Annotated in this window: 14 protein-coding genes; 5 read left to right on the plus strand and 9 right to left on the minus strand. The window is 58.3% G+C overall.

Annotated elements, in window-relative coordinates:
* Nucleotides 1-18 precede the first annotated feature (18 nt).
* Nucleotides 19-1,500: an RIP metalloprotease RseP gene (gene rseP, locus K8R57_06650; protein MCE9587976.1), complete on the plus strand. Its 1,482-nt coding sequence runs from the start codon at nt 19-21 to the stop codon at nt 1,498-1,500.
* On the plus strand, nt 1,497-3,302 hold the full coding sequence (gene ispG / locus K8R57_06655) for a (E)-4-hydroxy-3-methylbut-2-enyl-diphosphate synthase (protein ID MCE9587977.1): 1,806 nt from the start codon (nt 1,497-1,499) through the stop codon (nt 3,300-3,302). Before rseP ends, ispG begins: the two co-directional genes overlap by 4 nt.
* 11 nt (nt 3,303-3,313) lie before the next feature.
* Here the strand turns inward: ispG and K8R57_06660 are convergent, their stop codons facing one another.
* The 5 genes from K8R57_06660 to K8R57_06680 all read right to left on the minus strand — a co-directional run bounded on the left by K8R57_06660 (nt 3,314) and on the right by K8R57_06680 (nt 8,538).
* Nucleotides 3,314-3,874: a 3D domain-containing protein gene (locus tag K8R57_06660; GenBank protein MCE9587978.1), complete on the minus strand. Its 561-nt coding sequence runs from the start codon at nt 3,872-3,874 to the stop codon at nt 3,314-3,316.
* Between the two features lie 230 nt (nt 3,875-4,104).
* The gene (locus K8R57_06665) at nt 4,105-5,211 is read right to left on the minus strand and encodes a hypothetical protein (GenBank protein ID MCE9587979.1); all 1,107 of its coding nucleotides are present in this window, start codon (nt 5,209-5,211) and stop codon (nt 4,105-4,107) included.
* 172 nt (nt 5,212-5,383) lie between these two features.
* The gene (locus K8R57_06670; GenBank protein ID MCE9587980.1) at nt 5,384-6,418 is read right to left on the minus strand and encodes a cyclopropane-fatty-acyl-phospholipid synthase family protein; all 1,035 of its coding nucleotides are present in this window, start codon (nt 6,416-6,418) and stop codon (nt 5,384-5,386) included.
* Between the two features lie 21 nt (nt 6,419-6,439).
* Entirely contained in the window at nt 6,440-7,234 is a 795-nt protein-coding gene (locus K8R57_06675) for a DUF1295 domain-containing protein (GenBank protein ID MCE9587981.1), read from the minus strand.
* A gap of 5 nt (nt 7,235-7,239) precedes the next feature.
* Nucleotides 7,240-8,538: a cyclopropane-fatty-acyl-phospholipid synthase family protein gene (locus K8R57_06680; protein MCE9587982.1), complete on the minus strand. Its 1,299-nt coding sequence runs from the start codon at nt 8,536-8,538 to the stop codon at nt 7,240-7,242.
* A 254-nt stretch (nt 8,539-8,792) separates the two neighbouring features.
* Between K8R57_06680 and K8R57_06685 the strand changes: the two genes are divergently transcribed.
* A complete protein-coding gene (locus K8R57_06685; protein MCE9587983.1) occupies nt 8,793-10,739 on the plus strand; it encodes a hypothetical protein in 1,947 nt (648 codons plus the stop codon).
* 48 nt (nt 10,740-10,787) lie between these two features.
* On the opposite strand, the gene K8R57_06690 is transcribed toward K8R57_06685, so the two are convergent.
* From K8R57_06690 to K8R57_06705, 4 genes are all read right to left on the minus strand, one after another.
* Nucleotides 10,788-11,705, minus strand: coding sequence for a polyprenyl synthetase family protein (locus K8R57_06690; protein MCE9587984.1), 918 nt, complete (start codon nt 11,703-11,705; stop codon nt 10,788-10,790).
* Between the two features lie 31 nt (nt 11,706-11,736).
* Nucleotides 11,737-12,900 carry a pyridoxal phosphate-dependent aminotransferase gene (locus tag K8R57_06695; protein MCE9587985.1) on the minus strand — a complete coding sequence of 388 codons (1,164 nt, stop codon included), beginning with the start codon at nt 12,898-12,900 and terminating at the stop codon, nt 11,737-11,739.
* Between the two features lie 54 nt (nt 12,901-12,954).
* Nucleotides 12,955-13,968: a nucleoside-diphosphate kinase gene (locus K8R57_06700; protein MCE9587986.1), complete on the minus strand. Its 1,014-nt coding sequence runs from the start codon at nt 13,966-13,968 to the stop codon at nt 12,955-12,957.
* A 202-nt stretch (nt 13,969-14,170) separates the two neighbouring features.
* On the minus strand, nt 14,171-15,520 hold the full coding sequence (locus tag K8R57_06705; GenBank protein ID MCE9587987.1) for a replication-associated recombination protein A: 1,350 nt from the start codon (nt 15,518-15,520) through the stop codon (nt 14,171-14,173).
* Between the two features lie 66 nt (nt 15,521-15,586).
* Between K8R57_06705 and K8R57_06710 the strand changes: the two genes are divergently transcribed.
* Nucleotides 15,587-16,036, plus strand: a complete 450-nt coding sequence (locus tag K8R57_06710) for a universal stress protein (protein ID MCE9587988.1) — start codon at nt 15,587-15,589, stop codon at nt 16,034-16,036.
* 24 nt (nt 16,037-16,060) lie between these two features.
* Nucleotides 16,061-17,107, plus strand: a complete 1,047-nt coding sequence (locus K8R57_06715) for a glycosyltransferase family 9 protein (protein ID MCE9587989.1) — start codon at nt 16,061-16,063, stop codon at nt 17,105-17,107.
* Nucleotides 17,108-17,110 lie beyond the last annotated feature (3 nt).

The following is a 17,110-nucleotide window of genomic DNA, read 5'->3' on the forward strand; positions in this document are numbered from 1 at the left end:
GGGCGAGGCTTCAGGTTCATGTTTTTCGGAACCCTCAAAGTCATCAGCATCCTTCTCGAGGTGGTGCTGCTTTTTAACCTCCTCATCGTCGTCCATGAGTTGGGTCATTTTTTCGCCGCCAAGTGGCGGGGTCTGAAAGTGGAGAAATTTGCTATCTGGTTCGGCAAGGCGCTCTGGTCCAAGACAATCAACGGGGTGGAATACAGACTCGGCAGCATTCCTGCCGGAGGATTCGTGGCCATTCCCCAACTCGCACCCATGGAGGCCTTGGAAGGTGAGACCAATGAGAGGGGTGAGGCCTTGCCGCCGGCACGCCCCCTCGACAAGATCATCGTCGCCCTTGCGGGTCCCGCCGCCAGCCTCGGACTAGCTTTTCTGATTGCCTGCGTGGTTTGGTATGTCGGCCGCCCTGTCAGCGAGGCCGAGACGACCAACATGATTGGCTATGTCCTTGAGGGAGGACCCGCCGCCAAGGCTGGACTTCAGCCGGGAGACAGGATCCTTGCCGTCAACGGACATACGGTCACTCGGATCAATGGCATGGGCCGGATGAGTGACAGCGTTGCCTGGAATCTAGCCATCAGCTCGGCTCCCGTGGTGCCTATCCGGTTCGAACGCGCCGGCAAGCAATCGCTGGTCGAGGTGGAGCCCTTTGTCGAGCCTACCAAAGGTTGGGGGCGGAAGAACCTGCGCCAGATCCAGATTATTCCGGCCATGACCCCGTTGATCGCACGGGTCATTCCTAACAGCCCTGCCGAGGAGGCGGGTCTTCGCGCAGGGGATCTCGTGATTGCGGCAAATGGTCAGACACTCTACAGCGGCCAGACTCTTGCAGAGGTTCTGAGCGCCACCAAGGGAGCCCCGGTGACTCTCACGATCCGGCGGGGAGGAGCTGACTTCCCCATTTCCATCACCCCGCGCATCCCTGTGGGAGAGAAGCAGGTCCGACTCGGCATCCAATGGGATCAGCGCGGGCTTGTCAGGCTGGTCCATCCGGATCCCATCACCCAGATCAAGTCGAGCCTTCTGACCATGTGGGAGACCATCTCGGCCGTCACGGCCCGCCATTCCGAAATAGGCGTCCAGCAGCTCAGCGGGCCCGTCGGGATCATGAGGATCTACTACCTTCTCTTCCAGAGCCCGATGGGGTGGCAGCTGGCCCTCTGGTTCAGTGTCGTTCTGAACGTCAACCTAGCCGTGATGAATATGCTCCCACTGCCTGTTCTCGACGGCGGGCATATCCTGCTGGCCTTTATCGAATGGATTTGCGGGCATCCGATCCATCAGAAGACACTGGAGATTGTCCAGACCACCTTTGCCATGCTGCTGATCGGAACCATGCTCTATATCTCCTTTTACGATGTCAGTGACTTAGTGAGGGGACAAAAATCTGGAGCGGCAGCTACGGGTGACAAGACAGCGGAGATCATGACCTTCTCGCCAAAATCTCCTGCTGCTAATGTTGCGGCCCCATCGCCGGTTTCCCCGGTCAAGCCATGAGAAGTGCGGGTGATGCCGCTGTCAAAACGGGAGTGCCGCTCAGCTACGCGGCCGATCTCTTCTCCTACGCACGACGTCCCAGTCGGGAAGTGATCATCGGGGGCTTGGGATTTGGTGGGGCCAATCCGATCCGGATCCAGTCGATGATCACCAGCGACACGATGGATACGGAGGCCTGTGTCCGGGAAACGCTGCGACTGGTCGAGGTGGGATGTGAAATGGTTCGCATCACGGCACCGACCGTGAAGGATGCCGCCAATCTCCAAAAAATTCGTGCGGAGTTGAATGCGCGCGGTTGTACCGTTCCTCTCGTCGCGGATATCCATTTCAAGCCGGATGCCGCGCTTGAGGCTGTCAAATGGGTGGAGAAGGTGCGGATCAATCCCGGCAACTTCGCCGATTCCAAGAAATTCAATGTGCGCGACTACAGCGACGCCGAGTATGCGGCCGAGTTGGAGCGGATCCGTAAACGCTTTACCCCGCTGGTGAAGCTCTGCATTGAGCGTGGCGTGGCGATGCGCATCGGGACCAACCACGGCTCGCTCAGCGACCGGATCATGAACCGCTTCGGCGACTCACCTCTCGGCATGGTGGAGAGTGCCCTGGAATTCGCCAGGATCGCCCGTGATCTCGATTTCCACGCGCTGATCTTCTCCATGAAGGCCTCGAATCCGAAGGTCATGATCGCCGCCTACCGGTTGCTGGTGGCGAGGCTGAATGCGGAAGGGCCCGACTGGAACTATCCCATCCATCTCGGTGTGACGGAGGCGGGTGACGGCGAGGATGGGCGGATCAAGAGCGCTATTGGCATCGGGTCACTCCTCTCGGATGGAATCGGCGATACCATCCGCGTCTCCCTCACCGAGGATAGTGAGCATGAAATCCCCGTGGCGCGTGCCTTGGTGGCTCCGTTTGCAGCACGAATCGCCGCCGTCTCCCCAGTTTCCGGAATCAAGGCCAACTGGCCGCTATTCGACTACCAAAGGCGTGCTGCTGAACGGATCGTCCTGGAGGGCATCACTCGGCCGATCGCTCTAGGAGGAACAGAAACGGTCGCTGTTACTGTGCCGCGTCGCGTCGATGAGGCCGTGGCTCACAAGCGTGACGCTCTCGGCGACTATAAGCCGGAACTGATCCTTGAAGACTTGTCAGTGGTGGAAGTGGACCCCCTCTCTCCCGAAGAGGTCGCCGCAGTGAACGCGGTTTCGGAGCCGCGCCTTATCACCGTGCGCGATGGAGTGTCTCTGGATCCCATCGTTGCCTTCCGACTGCTTGCTGCACAGGTGAATTCGCGTCATCCCATTCTGCTGAAGGATATATTCACTCCTGCTTCAGGCGGGGAGTTTCTGGATCACCTCCTCACCTCCGCGACCGTCCTGGGATCGCTCCTCTGCGACGGCATCGGAGATGCCATCCTGCTGCGAAGCGAAGAGGCGCCCGGTCAGTCACTGCGCCTTGCCTACAACATCCTCCAAGCCGCTGGCGTCCGCATCTTCAAGACCGACTACGTAGCCTGCCCTTCCTGCGGCCGCACCCTCTTCAATCTCCAGGAGACCACGGCTCGTATCAAGGCCTCGACCTCTCATCTCAAGGGTGTCCGCATTGCGGTCATGGGTTGCATTGTTAACGGCCCGGGAGAGATGGCAGACGCCGACTTCGGCTATGTCGGCGGAGCTCCTGGCAAGGTGAACCTCTATGTCGGCAAGCAAGCGGTGAAGTTCAACATTCTCGAAGTGGAAGCTGTCGATCGCCTGGTGGATTTAATTAAAGAGCACAACAAGTGGGTTGAGCAACCGGCTTAGGCTCTCTTTCTCTAGCGCGAGGCCGGCAGTGGCACAGGACAGATACCGCCGGCGGGGAAGACCGGTTCGGGTGGGGGAGTGCGGAACCACGATTTGATCTCGGTCATCATCCGTCTGACATGTCGGTAGGAGCGGACGCAGATCATCTTGCGATAGCTCTTCCAGGGATCGCCCCACTTGAGGATTTCGATCGTCACACGTCGGACGCCCCAGGCACGCATTTCCCTCTTCGTGGGCTTATACAGATCGATGGTATTCACACCAGAGAGAGCGAAGCCGTAGTCATCCACTTCATAAAGCTCACCCGTGGCCCTGATCCGGAAGATCGTGCCGCAGGGCCAGCGCGCCCAGTCCGCCGCCGCACTATTCACTATGCCGCGACGCAGCGTCGTGCCGATCGCTGTTTTGTCTCCGTAGCGGATATGGTCGCTCTCGCTATGGGTGTATGCAGTCGTTCGGACTTTCTGAACAGCGGCACGTTGGAGTGGCGGTTCATAGCGCGGAAGCGGATGAAGACAGCCCGCCAGCATCAGAGGAAGAAGCAGGCAAAGAAATAAGCAGAGACGCTTCATTAGAATGTTTCTTCGCAGAAAATCAGCGAAAAGGAAAGTTTCGCGCAGGCTCGCCCAAGAATCGTCAGAAGGAATTATTGAATGATAAAAGGCCGTCTCTGATTGGGGATGCGTCCTAGCTACTTATGCGATCTTGCCCTCATCGCTTGTCTTTTTCCTCCGCGTCTCTGCGCGAGTCCTTTTATGGTTGAGATGATTTCACCAAGACACGCCAGATTAACTAGGACGTTTTAGTGCTTGGCGTAAGTATTTCCGAGAATGAAGGCGGCAATATCCCGGCTCGATGAGGGCTTGGAAATAGAGCGGATATTCTTCTTCCACCGCTTCCAGGTGACACCATGATCCGCGAAAACTTCCTCAACCGAGGAGGCAATCGCCGCAGGATAGTGGGCTGCCAAGCGGCCGACATCATGACGCTCGATCATTTCGATGTTCCCCTCTTCCTGACCGGGGACAACATGGCTGACAAGGATCGGACAGCTGGTCGCGATAGCCTCCTGGACGATGGCTCCGCCAGCCTTGCCGATGTAGAGATGATGGGACGAGAGCAACTCGGGTACCTGATTGGTCCATCCGATCAGGTGGTTCTGAATTCCGTCGATCAGCCCAGAGGCTTCGATCGCGGCGTGCAGGGCCTTCAGTCTCCCCGTCACGACGGTCAGTTCCGTGCCGGGAAGCTCTTGTAGCTTGCGGATCACCGCGAGAGTATGCGCGACGCGTGAGGAGGGGAAATACAGGAGCTTGATGGATCCCTGAATCGTGGGTTCAAGCGGCTGCAGGGAGGCGATCCGAGGCGACACCGGAAATCCGAGCGCCTGAATAATCCCGGGATCGACGCCGCCGCGAACGAGGACCTGGGCCGTCTCCTTATCGGCCACAATGAATGCCTCGCTACCGGCACGGAACCAGGAACTGTTGATAGCAATGGAATCGGTGACAACCGTTAGCAGGGGAACCTTGGACGGTGTATGACCGCGCTTCCGCAGTTCCCTCAGGAGGAATGCGTAAAGAGGGTAGGTGGAGACAATCGCATCCGGCTTGAACTCCTCGACAATCCGACGGAGCGCCTCACGCAGGTTGCCGGCGAGCGGAAGAGTCGACTCGAGATTGCCCGGTGTTTCAAGCAACGAAAAGATGGCGCTCCAAATAAAGGGGAATTTATTGATGGCCAGTCCATAGCCCGACTGGAGGACTTTAGTGATCCCGGGCATGGTCTCTTGGTAGACATCCACGACCCTTGCCTCGACTTCGGGATGCTCATGCAGGGCCTCAGCCAGACAGTAAGAAGCGGTGTTGTGGCCTTCGCCAAATCCGGCGGTGAGGATGAGGATGCGCATGAAGAGAAAGGTGAAGCTTGAAACCTGAAACCTGAACGAAATGCAATCAGGAGAAAAGGATCCAACTTGGGGTTATCTTGTACCTTGTGTTTCGCTGATTGGGAAAGTTAGTAAGCGGATCGCTTTGGGATTTCTTCTTCAGGTCTCAGCCTTCAGGTTTCCAATCTTCTTTTCACTTCGTGAAGAGATAGTGCGAGACGATCCACTCCTCTCCCCCCCGATAACCCCAGAGCTCGGCGCAGGACATGAAGAAGGTGCGCCAGTAGGCCCTCCACTTGGCCGCCTCGGCTCGCCCGTAGGTTTTTTCCAGAATCGGCGTGATAACCTTCTGGTTCGCATCCATGGACTGCAACCAAGCTTCCGAAGTCCGGGCATAATGGGTGCCGTTGACCCTCCAGTGACGCTCGATTTTAAGGTCATCCTGAAAGTAGAGAAGCAGATCATGGGAGGGCATGGTCCCTCCCGAGAAGAAGTAGCGGGTGATCCAGTCCGAGGGGTCCTTACCCTCGAAGTGATAGGAATGCTCCCGATGGGTGAAGATATGGACGAAGAGTTTGCCCTCCGGCTTAAGCCAGCCGGCAATCCTCTTCATGAGCTCGCGGTAGTTCTTCATGTGTTCGAACATCTCCACCGAAACAGCGCGATCATAGGTGCCGGGTTCGGGAGGCGAAAAAGTATTCATGTCCGCCGTGATGATTCGGACATTGAAGAGTTCACGACGATGGGCTTCAGCTTCGATATGGAGGCGCTGCGTGTAGGAGTTGGAAACGGCAGTGATGGACGCGTTGGGATAATGCTCCGCCATCCAGAGGGTCAGGGAGCCCCAACCGCATCCGAGTTCGAGGATCTTCTGCCCATCTTTGAGTTCCGCGCGCTGACAGGTGAGTTCCAGCATCGCCTCCTCGGACTCCGCAAAGGTCGTGTTGGCGGTCGGCCAGTACCCGCTGCTGTACTTCAGCCTGGGGCCGAGGACATTGAGGTAAAACTCGGTCGGAACCTGATAATGCTGCACGTTGGCATCGACGGTATTGATGGCGATCGGAGAGGCATCCAGACCCGCGCGAAAAGCCTCGAATCTGGCATCCCTCTCCTCCAAGTCACCACGCTCCTCCTCCCTGAGTTTGGCTGCCAGAAGACGGCGGATACCGTGACGAACGAGAGCATCAGGAATGAAGCCACGGGCGAGAAGGGAGTCGAGACTGCTCATTTCAAAATCAGAAAGGGGAAATTATGCCACATTTTTTCTCTTAAACCACGGAACAAAAGCACTCGTGCTCTTCTGGTACCGGCGGTAAGCCTCTCCGCGGGAACGGAGAGACTGCTCTTCAGTGTACGGAATGCCGGTGACGCGTAGGAGGAAAAAGAGCATCAGGGCCGGAGCGAAGATCGTGGTCCAGCCCCAGGCCGCCGGGAAAGCAAACAGGAAAAAGGCGACCCAGATCAGCCATTCGAAAAAATAATTGGGATGCCGGGAATAATACCAGAGCCCCTGTTCGCAAACCTTGCCCCTGTTCGCAGGATCCGCCTTGAAGGCATCCAGTTGCCGGTCGGCCAAGGATTCTCCGCAAATAGCGATCAACCAAACTGAAAATCCGAGGAGATCACACCAGCCCAGTTGGACGCGCGTGTCGAAATTCAGCAGCAGCACCGGAATGCTCAGCAGTGCTAACAGCAAGGCCTGCGCCTGAAAGAACCAGAAGAAGAAAAAGTTCTCGTGTCCCGCAACGGCACGGCGCAGTTCACGGTAACGGCCATCCTCCTCGGGATGATGGCCCATCACCCTTTTCCAGAGATGGATGCCCAGCCGGATACTCCAAACCACAACCATCAAGGTGATCAGGTTCTGTCGCTTTGGCTCACCATCCCCGAACACACGGTAAAGCAGAGCCAGCGGAGCAAAACCCATAGCCCATGCAATATCGACGATCCCCGCATTCTTGATGCGGACGGCTATGACCCAGATTGCCACCATCAGGAGACTCGCAATACCAAGTCCCGTCAAAAAAAGCTGAAAACCACTCATCAAACTCATGAACCCGAAAGGGCGCGATGGGCCTGAGGGATCTGCCGCTCCCGATGATGACCCAGATCGTAAGCGGGTGAATGGATGTCGAGGTTGTCAGGTCGCGTGTAGACAATCTGAGCCACCGCGATATGACGGGTGCCGAATCCCGCCTCGCAGTAGCAGAGGTAGTAGAGCCACTTGCGGATGAAAGCCTCGTCGTATCCCTGAGCTTTGACCTTCGGAAGTGCCTTCATAAAAGCCTCCCTCCACTCCTTCAATGTCCGCGCATAAAATGGCGTCATATCCTCATAATCCAAGAGATTCAGGTCGCCGGTAGCATTCAGAGCCTCGGTGATACGGCGCATCGAGAGCAGAAGGGAGCCTGGGAATATGTGCTTCTGGATGAAGTCCACCCCATCGCGAAGGATCGGAAATTGATTATCGGGACAGAGAATCGTCTGAATGCCCACCATCCCTCGCGGGGCCAGCAGCTCGGAGACCTTTCCGAAGAAGGTCTCGGCGTAACGATCACCCACGGCTTCCAGCATCTCAATCGAGACGATCTTGTCGAATCGGCCCGCAAGGTCGCGGTAGTCGCAGAAGATCACCTCCACCAGATCGGCGACACCAGCCTCCTCGACACGGGCGGCAGCCTCGCGGAACTGCTCCTCGCTGATCGTGGCCGCCGTGACGCGGCATCCGTAGTTCTTCGCGGCATGGATGGCGAATCCTCCCCAACCGCATCCAATCTCGAGCACCATGTCGTGACTGGAGAGTTGCAGCTTCCTGCAGAGCTGATCCCACTTCTTCCGCTGAGCCTCCTCCATTGCAAGCTCCGGCGGGTCGTAATACGCCGCCGAGTAGGTCATGGTCGGATCGAGCCAGAGTTTGAAGAAATCGTTTCCCAGATCGTAGTGCTCGCTGATGTTATCACGGCTTTTGCTCTTGCTGTTTGGGCGGAGCGCGTGACCGATCCGGTTAATCATCCCCAGGAGATCAAAAGCACCAGGAGTGTGCGATTCACGGGTTTTGATCCCGGCGAGGTAATCGCCGTTCAGGACAAACCATGCAAGCGTCCGGGTCAGGTCCTCCGTCTCCCATTCCCCGGCGAGGAACGATTCAGCAAATCCGATCGGTCCGAAGAGCACGCACCGCCGGTAGAAGTTTTCGTCCCGGACAGTCAGTTCCGCCTGAAGTTCCTTTCCAAGGCCTCCAAAAAGGCGACGAGATCCACCGGGCATCGTCAGCTTTAGTTCCCCTCGACGTGCACGTGAAAACGCATCGATCACGAGTTTGCGGAAAAATTTATCGGTGAAAGCCATAGATGGGTGCAGGATCTTCCCTGATTAGGGGGCTGAGAGCCAGCCTTCAGTCAGGGGGGGGAGGAAGAGAGGGGTTTAGGCTGAAGGCTGTTAGTCAACCAAGCTCGTGGGAACGAGCGCGGAAGACTGACGAAGTTAGCCCCGAAGGGGTGGCACCGTCCGCCGGGTGGCGGATGCCATCAATTAGGAAGAGTAAGATGGGGAACTTGTCTTTTGCACGGAAAGGGCTAGGTATCGAACATTCCTTCCCCGCCATGAACCCTCTTCAGATCCTCCTTGCGATCCTGCTCTTCGGAGCGGGAGCCACCGTCGGTGGCGTTGCCGGTTTCCGTTACGCGAAATCCTCGCCAATGACATCCCCGGCGGCTCCCCGATCCGACGCATCCGTTCCACCGCCGGGGTCTGGTACCCACGAAAATAACAAGACGATCAATCTTGCCACGGCTGACAGGGAGGCAGTCGCAACCAATGCAACTTCTTCGGGGCTGGGGTTCATGGAAAGCATCACGAAATCGAAGTCGGAAGGAAATCAGATGAAGCGTTTTGCGGCCTGGAATGAAGCCGTACAGGCGCTTGATCCCGCCCGGATAGGCCAAGCTCTCTCCGAGGTCGAGGCCATGAGGGATTCCCAGGAACGGATGCAGCTGCGGATCATGCTCCTCTCCCGATGGGGGGAGAGCGATCCCAGGGCGGCGCTCGCCTACGCACAGGGGCTTGGAAACGCGATGGAAAAACAACAGGCCATCAGTTCCGTGGTGAGCTCATGGGGCTCGAAGGATTTACCAGCGGCAAAAGCCTGGGTGGAGGGGCTTCAAGCCGGGCCGCTTAGGAATCAGGCCCTGAAATCCCTTGCTTTTAGTCTGGCCCAAAATGACCCTGCGGCAGCCGTGGAATTGTCTTCCTCACTTCCTGGCGCAGAGCGGGACGGGGCTCTCGCCATGGCGATTAACTCCTGGGCCTCAAAAGACGCAGGGGCGGCGATCGCCTATGTCACCCAACTCCCCGAGGGTGCCAAGAAGAAGAGTGCGTTCCGGTCTTTGTTCAACACGCTTTCCCAGAAGGATCCTGCCAAGGCGATTACCCTGCTCGACCAGATCCCTTCCGGACAGCAACTCGACCAGTCCCTAACTCAAATCGGATCCTCTTGGGCCCGAAACGATCCGCAAGCTGCTCTCGCCTGGGCCAACAAGCAGAGCGATCCCCAAGTGAAGTCCTTGATCCTCCAAGGAGTGATCCAATCCATGTCCCAGAATGATACGAAGGGTGCATTGGGGCTGGCTCAGTCGCTCCCGGCCGGCAATGCGCGGGATAACAGCATCCAATCCGTCCTCTTTCAAATGGCCCAAAGCGATCCTCAGGGTGCGCTGGGCTACGCGTTGAATCTCCCTTCCAGCGACAATAGGAACAACCAGATCAGCAACATGGCGGCCCAGTGGGCGGGAAACGATCCGCAGGGTGCCCTCGCCTGGGCCAACCAGCAGAGCGATCCCCAGATCAAGTCTCAGGTTCTCCAAGGAGTGATCCAATACATGTCACAGAATGATCCTAAGGGCGCATTGGAGTTGGCTCAGTCTCTCCCTGCCGGTAACGCCCGGGATAATAGCATTCAATCCATCCTTTTCCAAATGGCTCAAAACGACCCGCAAGGTGCTATCGGCTACGCGGTGAATCTCCCACCAAGCGACAACAAGAACAATCAGATCAGCAATCTGGCATCACAATGGGTGAGGAATGATCCCCAAGGTGCTTTGGCGTGGTTTAACTCCCTGACTGATCCACAAATCAAGGGTCAGGTCGTGGGCAACCTCATCGGCAGTCTCTACTCCAACGACCGGCAGACGGCGATGAGCATGCTCAACTCCCTCCCGGAGGGATCTCCCGGTCGCATGAACGCCACAACCAGCATCGCCTCTTCAATGATGCGAAGCGATCCCCAAGGAGCCGCTACTTTTGTCCAATCCCTGCCCGCAGGAAAATCCAAAGATCAAGCGGCATTGAACCTGAGCAGGAACATCGCCCGGAACGATCCTCAAATAGGCATTACTCTGGCCTCGGGGATCACGGATGCCAACCAGCGTTCCATGGCACAGCAAAACATCGTGAGAACCTGGATGAGGAACGACTCTGCAGCAGCAACCCAATGGGTCAATTCCTCCTCCCTGCCGCAAGATGTGAAGAACCGTCTTCTCCAGCCGAAATAATTTTCCCAATCCTCTGCGTCTCAGCGCCTCTGCGGGAAACCTGCTTCCTTAGCCCTGTCGTTTGAGTAGCGACTGACCGATTTCGCGGAGTCGTCCCCCACGCACACCCAGAAGATCGAGTGCCCGAAGGGCAGCACGGGTCTGTTTCACTGCTTCCTTGCGCGAGGCCTCCAGACCGATCACGGCTGGGTAGGTCGCCTTGGAGGCCTTGAGATCCTTGCCGGCGCTCTTGCCGAGCTGTTCGCTTGTCGCCGTCACATCGAGGATGTCGTCGAGAATCTGGAAGGCGAGGCCGAGCGCCTGACCGAATTTGGTGAGCGCCTTGAGTTCGGCGGGCGTGGCGTTCGCCACCATGGCACCAAGGCGGATCGGTAGGACGATCATCGCGGCTGTCTTCCTTTCGTGAATGAAGCGAACCTCGCGGATCGTGGGTTTCTTTCCCTCGGCCTCAAGGTCGGCGACCTGACCGGCGATGAGTTGCAGGCTGCCTGCAGCGTCGGCCGTCTCCTTGAGGAGAACGGAGAGAGGATAGCGCTTTGCGGGTTTTACCAGAGTCAGAAGGCCAAAGGCCCGGGTGAGCAGGGCATCGCCGGCAAGAACGGCCACGCCCTCGCCGAAGACCTTGTGCGAGGTGGGGCGGCCGCGACGGAGATCGTCGTCGTCCATGCAGGGAAGATCGTCATGGATGAGCGAGTAGGTGTGAATCAGTTCCACCGCGCAGGCGGCCGGCAACACACACGTCGGATCCTTGGCACCACACGCCTCAGCAGCCGCCAGGGCGAGGATGGGCCGCAGGCGCTTGCCTCCCGCCAGGAGGCTGTAGCGCATCGCCTTGTGGATGGTCGCAGGTCGGACGGAGGCCGCAGGTACGACGCGGGCCAGCGCCTGCTCGACAAGCTTCCGACGCCGTTCCAGATAAAGGGAAAGGCCGTCCGCTTGTGTGCGGACGGCCTTCCGGGAAGTCATGATGAGAGACCCCTTAGGGAATCGCGCTTACTTAGAGGGTCTTGCAGAAGTCCTCGAAGCGGTCGAGGCCGGGTTTGATGATATCAAGGCCGGTCGCGTAGCTGAGGCGGACGACGCGGTCGTCACCGAAGGCGATGCCGGGAACGACGGCGACATTGGCCTTGCTGAGCAGGCGGTCGGCGAAGTTCGTGGAGGTCATGCCGAGCTTCGAGATATTCGCCAGCATATAGAAGGCACCCTTCGGCTTCACGGCGGTGACGTTGTGGATCGCGGAGAGGCGCTCGAACATGTACTCTCGGCGGATATTGAACTCTTCGCGCATGTCGGCGACGCACTGCTGGCTGCCGGTGAGGGCGGCGAGACCACCCTTCTGGGCGAAGGAGCAGGGGCCGGAGGTGCTGTGGCTCTGCATGGAGTCGATTGCCTTGGCGATCTTCTCGGGAGCTCCGAGGTAACCAAGGCGCCATCCGGTCATGGCATAGGCCTTGCTGAAGCCGTTGACGGTGATGGTCAGATCCTTGGCCTCAGGCGTGAGGGAAGCAACGGAGACATGCTCTGCTCCGTCATAGGTAAGACTCTCGTAGATCTCGTCGGAGAGGATCGTGATCTCCTCTTCGGCGGCTACCTCGACAAGGGCTCGAAGCTCTTCCTTGGTGTAGACGGAACCCGTCGGATTACCCGGGGAGTTGATGATGACCATCTTGGTGCGGGGGCTCATCGCCTCCTCGAACTGCTGGGGAGTCATCTTCCAATCATTCTCCTGGGTCGTCTGGACGATGATCGGCTCGGCGCCCGCAAGACGGACCATGTCGGGATAGCTGAGCCAGTAAGGAGCAGGGATGATGACCTCGTCACCCTCGCCGCAGACGGCCATGATGGCGTTGAAGCAGCTCTGCTTGGCACCGTTGCTGACGATGATCTCGCTCGGCTTGTAGTCGAGCCCGTTGTCACGCTTGAACTTCTCGCTGATCGCGGCACGAAGCTCGGGCATTCCGGAGCTGGGGGTGTACTTTGTGAATCCGGCATTGAGGGCCTCGATGGCGGCCGCCTTGATATGCTCTGGTGTGTCAAAATCGGGCTCTCCGGCTCCGAAGCTGTAGACATCGACTCCCTCGGCGCGCAGGGCCTTGGCCTTGCTGTCGATGGCGAGAGTGAGGGAGGGGGTGAGTTCGCTGACGCGTGTTGCGAGATCCATGGGAAGAGTTGGGTTAGGTTGTTGGGTTGCTAGTGAAAATGGTACTAAAGAAAATCAGAGAGCGGCGGCTATCTTCGTTTTGAAGTCATTCTCCTCGAGTCGGATGATCCCGGTCTCGCGGGCGACATTCTCGACGGAATCGGAAGCATGGGCTCCATTGATCATGATTGTGGTCCCGAACTCCTTGCGAATCGTACCATGGGCAGCGTTGGCGGGATTCGTTGAGCCAAGGGCCTCACGGATCTTAGCGACGGCGTTCGCTCCTTGATAGATCATGGCAACGCAGGGCTGGGAGCCGGGCAGCGTCTTTTCCTCAGGTGTGCATTCGGAGGGGCGCTTGCCTGACATGAAGGCGACGATCGACTCCCACTGGGCTCGGCCATCGGGGAGCTTCTCTACTAGAAAGTCGAGGACCGGTCCGTAGAACTCTTCGCCTTGAGCCACCGACAGGTGAAAAGGCTTGAACCCTACCAATGCCAATCCCGTGCGGGCAAAGAGATCGATCACCCCGCCCGGACGGGTGTTAGGGAAAGCAAAGTTGTCGGGCTTGATCAGCACGAGTGTCTTCTCCGTGGGAGAGGAGAACGATGTGGAGGCATCGAGGATTCCGCCCTCGGCATCAGAGGCGTCCGCCAGCAACTTGAGTCCAGCTGCGGCCTCGGCGGCACTAGCGGGAGCGATCACGCCCGGTTCGAAATAGACAGCCTTTCCACCTTCCTCGGCGCTTTCCACAAGATCCCCGAAGGTATCGCGGAGCGTCTCACCACGGCCGTTCATGGAGTCATCGTTGCCGACGATCGAGGCGACTTTTGCGGCCGCATCCTCACCCTTGAGAACCAGCACAAGACTCTGTGAACCGGCAGAAAGCCCCTTTAGGTAGGCTGCTGTCTTGGCCTGCCCGGAAAGAGTTGCAGCAAGTTCTCCAAGAGTCTTTGCGGAGGGAGCGAAAACGCGGCCGGTATGAAGCTCGAGTCCGCTGCGCGAAATCAAACGGCCAAGAATGCCACCGGCGCGACCCTTGCGGAGTGCGGCGGGAGTGATGAATGCGTAAGAAAGCTGATCAGCCATGGAATGAAGAGGAGTAAAAGAGGATTTGCCGCCCAAGAGGGCGCAGCATAATGGCGTTCCAAGGCGGACGGGAAGGGTAGAAGCCATACCCTTAGGAGTCAAAGGCTTTCTCTGATGCCCGGCAAAGCCGGGCAGGCGGTTAGCGGTTTAGACTGAAGGCTGTTAGGGACTGACGCCCCTATTCCCCATAGCCTATCCCCTATCACCGAATCTTGGCTTCCTGAAACTGCTGTCTCCATACCTCCAGCCGGTCGGCAATCCGTGCCTCGGCACCATGGCGAGTCGGCTTGTAGTAGGTGCGCCCTTCCGGAAGATAGGCTTGGGGGACATAACCTCCCTCGTAATTGTGAGCATATTTGTAGCCCTCGCCGTGACCTAGGGACTTGGCTCCCTTGTAGTGGGCGTCGCGAAGATGCGGGGGAACCTCTAAGGTTCGCCCCTGAGCCAGATCCTTCTCCGCATTCCCCAATGCCGCATAGGCACTGTTGCTTTTTGGCGCGGTCGCCAGGTAGACGGTCGCATGGGCAAGCGTGATTCGGGCCTCGGGTAATCCGACAAACTCAACAGCCTGCTGAGCGGAAATAGCAAGTGGCAGCGCTAGCGGATCGGCAAGCCCCACATCCTCACTGGCGAAGATCACAAGGCGTCTCGTGATGAAGCGCAACTCCTCACCCGCATGGAGCATCTTGGCCAGCCAGTAAAGCGAGGCATCGGGGTCACTGCCCCGCAGGCTCTTGATGAAGGCGCTGATTGTGTCGTAGTGGTCATCACCGGTCCCGTCGTAAACAATGGCCTTCTTCTGGATGCTCTCGGAGGCGGCTTCCAGGCTAATATGAATCCTGCCGTCAGGACCGAAAGGGGTGGTCCTGGCTGCGATCTCCAGGGCATTCAAACACTTGCGGGCATCACCATCGGAAACTGTGGCAAGATGACGGGCCGCATTCTCAGCGAGATCAATCGGGAGCGTTCCGAGCCCGCGGTCCGGATCTGCTATCGCACGTTTCTGCAGGTAAATCAGATCCTCCTCGGTCAGGGGTTGCAGTTGGAAAATCTGGGAACGTGAGACCAGCGGGCTGTTGATCGAAAAGAAGGGGTTCTGGGTGGTCGCCCCGATCAGGCGCACCGTTCCGCGTTCCACATCGGGAAGGAGGGCATCCTGCTGGGCCTTGTTGAAGCGGTGAATCTCGTCGATGAAGAGCAGCGTCCGCCCGCCATTCCGCGCCTCGATGGCAGCTATGCCGACAGCCTTCCTGATATCGGCGACCGAACCCTCCACTCCGCTCAATTCGATGAAGCGACTCTTTGTCCGACTGGCAATCACCTTTGCCAGGCTGGTCTTTCCAGTGCCGGGCGGACCATAAAAGATCACCGAGGAGAGGCGATCCGCTTCGATGGCACGCCGCAGGAGTTTCCCCTCACCTAGAATGTGGCTTTGGCCGACATATTCCTCGAGCGTACGAGGACGCATCCGGGCCGCCAGAGGCGCATCGGCAGGCAGGGAAACCTCCTCGCCCAGCCGAGGGGAAGCGGCACTGCCGAAAAGATCATCCATTTGCTTACTCTAAGGAAAGCGCATTTGACTGGCAAGGCAACCGCCTCCGTTCCATGCTAAAGCCGTATGAAAACCCTCCTGACAGCACTTGATTTCAGCCCGATCTCCCAGAAAGTCGTGGATGGTGCGGCTGAACTGGCCACCGCCATGAACTCGCGCCTCGTGCTCCTGAATGTCGTTGAGCCCGTGGCCGCGTATGTTCCGGTGGGTGCTGCCATGGATGTGATCACAGCGCCGATTCCGATAGAGCCTGCCGACCTGAATCTGGTCAAGGAGCGCCTGGAGCAGTTCGCGGCCCCACTCCGTGCCAAAGGGCTGACTGTCGAGACCATGGCTGTCGTCTCGCTCCCGGCCGCTGAGATCTTGAACCAGGCCGCGTCGACCCAAGCCACGATGATTGTCCTCGGCTCCCACGGCCATGGTGCGGTCTACCAACTCTTCAGCGGAAGCGTGGTGACCTCGGTGCTGCACAAGTCGCGTGTCCCGGTTACTGTGATCCCGGTTCACTCCCTCTAATCAGGGGCAAGAGCAGGCATGCCGATGCGGATTCTTTTTACGAAGCTACTGCATATTGGCGACAATCTCCTACTCACGCCGACACTCGTCGCGACCAAGGAAAAATTTCCGAACTCCGAGATCTGGGTCGCCGTACGCCGCGGCACCGAAGGTATTCTGGCCGGATGCCCCGAGATAGACAGGATCGTCACGACAGCCCGACCCGAGGAGGGGCGCCGTACCTGGAGTGATTTTGGCAGAGACCTCCTGACGCTTGCCGAGATCGCCTGCACGCGCTTCGACTATGCCTTCGAGTTGGGGGATAATAACAGGGGTAGGATTCTAGCAACGGCCAGTCGCGCCAAGATCTGCTGCACCAACAGCTACGAGCGCCCTGAGGGAATCCCTCTCTCCATGGCTTGGGAAAAACGCTTCAACCGACTTATCACGACCGGCCATGGTCCGGTGCATCAGGTGCGCCGCGACTACAACGCTGTCCGGGAAACACTGGGACTTCCAGAAGAGCCTCCCCCGATGCGTTTCGCGTGGGAAGCCATGCGGCCATCACAAATGGAGGGTGCGCTTGAAGGTGCCATCTCCGGTTCCTACGGGGTAGTCCATGCGGCCACCCGCTGGTCCTCGAAATCCTGGCCTTTGGATCGCTGGAAGCAGGTGATCGCCGCACTCCTGAAAAGATTCCCGCAGGTCGTGATCAGCTGTGGCCCGAGCCCACATGAGATCGCGGAGGCCGTAATACTCTGCGAAGGCTTCGAGGGCCGGGTTCTCTCCACGGAAGGGAAGCTCTCCTGGGCACAGCTTGCGACTCTGCTCGGCTCGGCCTCCCTGTTTGTCGGCGTCGATACAGCAGCAATGCATCTGGCATCGGCTGTCCAGTGCCCCTCCGTTGTCCTCTTTGGTCACCCGCCCGCGTATCAGTTCCAACCTTGGAAATGCCCGCACCGAGTTGTCCGCTCCAAAGACAGCATGCTGGAGACCCAGCGTTACAAGCTTCCTGGCGAACAGCTCATGGAAGAAATCAGTGTCGCCATGGTCACGGAAGCCGTTGAGTCGATACTTTCAGAGAGAGCTTAGAGC

It is taken from the genome of Verrucomicrobiota bacterium, assembly GCA_021413925.1.
Taxonomy (GTDB): Bacteria; Verrucomicrobiota; Verrucomicrobiia; order Chthoniobacterales; family UBA6821; genus UBA6821.

Bases quoted from the DNA above. Each gene is read 5' to 3' on its own strand.
- rseP (MCE9587976.1), top strand. From the start codon at position 19: ATGTTTTTCGGAACCCTCAAAGTCATCAGCATCCTTCTCGAGGTGGTG.
- ispG (MCE9587977.1), top strand. From the start codon at position 1,497: ATGAGAAGTGCGGGTGATGCCGCTGTCAAAACGGGAGTGCCGCTCAGC.
- K8R57_06660 (MCE9587978.1), bottom strand. From the start codon at position 3,874: ATGAAGCGTCTCTGCTTATTTCTTTGCCTGCTTCTTCCTCTGATGCTG.
- K8R57_06665 (MCE9587979.1), bottom strand. From the start codon at position 5,211: ATGCGCATCCTCATCCTCACCGCCGGATTTGGCGAAGGCCACAACACC.
- K8R57_06670 (MCE9587980.1), bottom strand. From the start codon at position 6,418: ATGAGCAGTCTCGACTCCCTTCTCGCCCGTGGCTTCATTCCTGATGCT.
- K8R57_06675 (MCE9587981.1), bottom strand. From the start codon at position 7,234: ATGAGTGGTTTTCAGCTTTTTTTGACGGGACTTGGTATTGCGAGTCTC.
- K8R57_06680 (MCE9587982.1), bottom strand. From the start codon at position 8,538: ATGGCTTTCACCGATAAATTTTTCCGCAAACTCGTGATCGATGCGTTT.
- K8R57_06685 (MCE9587983.1), top strand. From the start codon at position 8,793: ATGAACCCTCTTCAGATCCTCCTTGCGATCCTGCTCTTCGGAGCGGGA.
- K8R57_06690 (MCE9587984.1), bottom strand. From the start codon at position 11,705: ATGACTTCCCGGAAGGCCGTCCGCACACAAGCGGACGGCCTTTCCCTT.
- K8R57_06695 (MCE9587985.1), bottom strand. From the start codon at position 12,900: ATGGATCTCGCAACACGCGTCAGCGAACTCACCCCCTCCCTCACTCTC.
- K8R57_06700 (MCE9587986.1), bottom strand. From the start codon at position 13,968: ATGGCTGATCAGCTTTCTTACGCATTCATCACTCCCGCCGCACTCCGC.
- K8R57_06705 (MCE9587987.1), bottom strand. From the start codon at position 15,520: ATGGATGATCTTTTCGGCAGTGCCGCTTCCCCTCGGCTGGGCGAGGAG.
- K8R57_06710 (MCE9587988.1), top strand. From the start codon at position 15,587: ATGAAAACCCTCCTGACAGCACTTGATTTCAGCCCGATCTCCCAGAAA.
- K8R57_06715 (MCE9587989.1), top strand. From the start codon at position 16,061: ATGCGGATTCTTTTTACGAAGCTACTGCATATTGGCGACAATCTCCTA.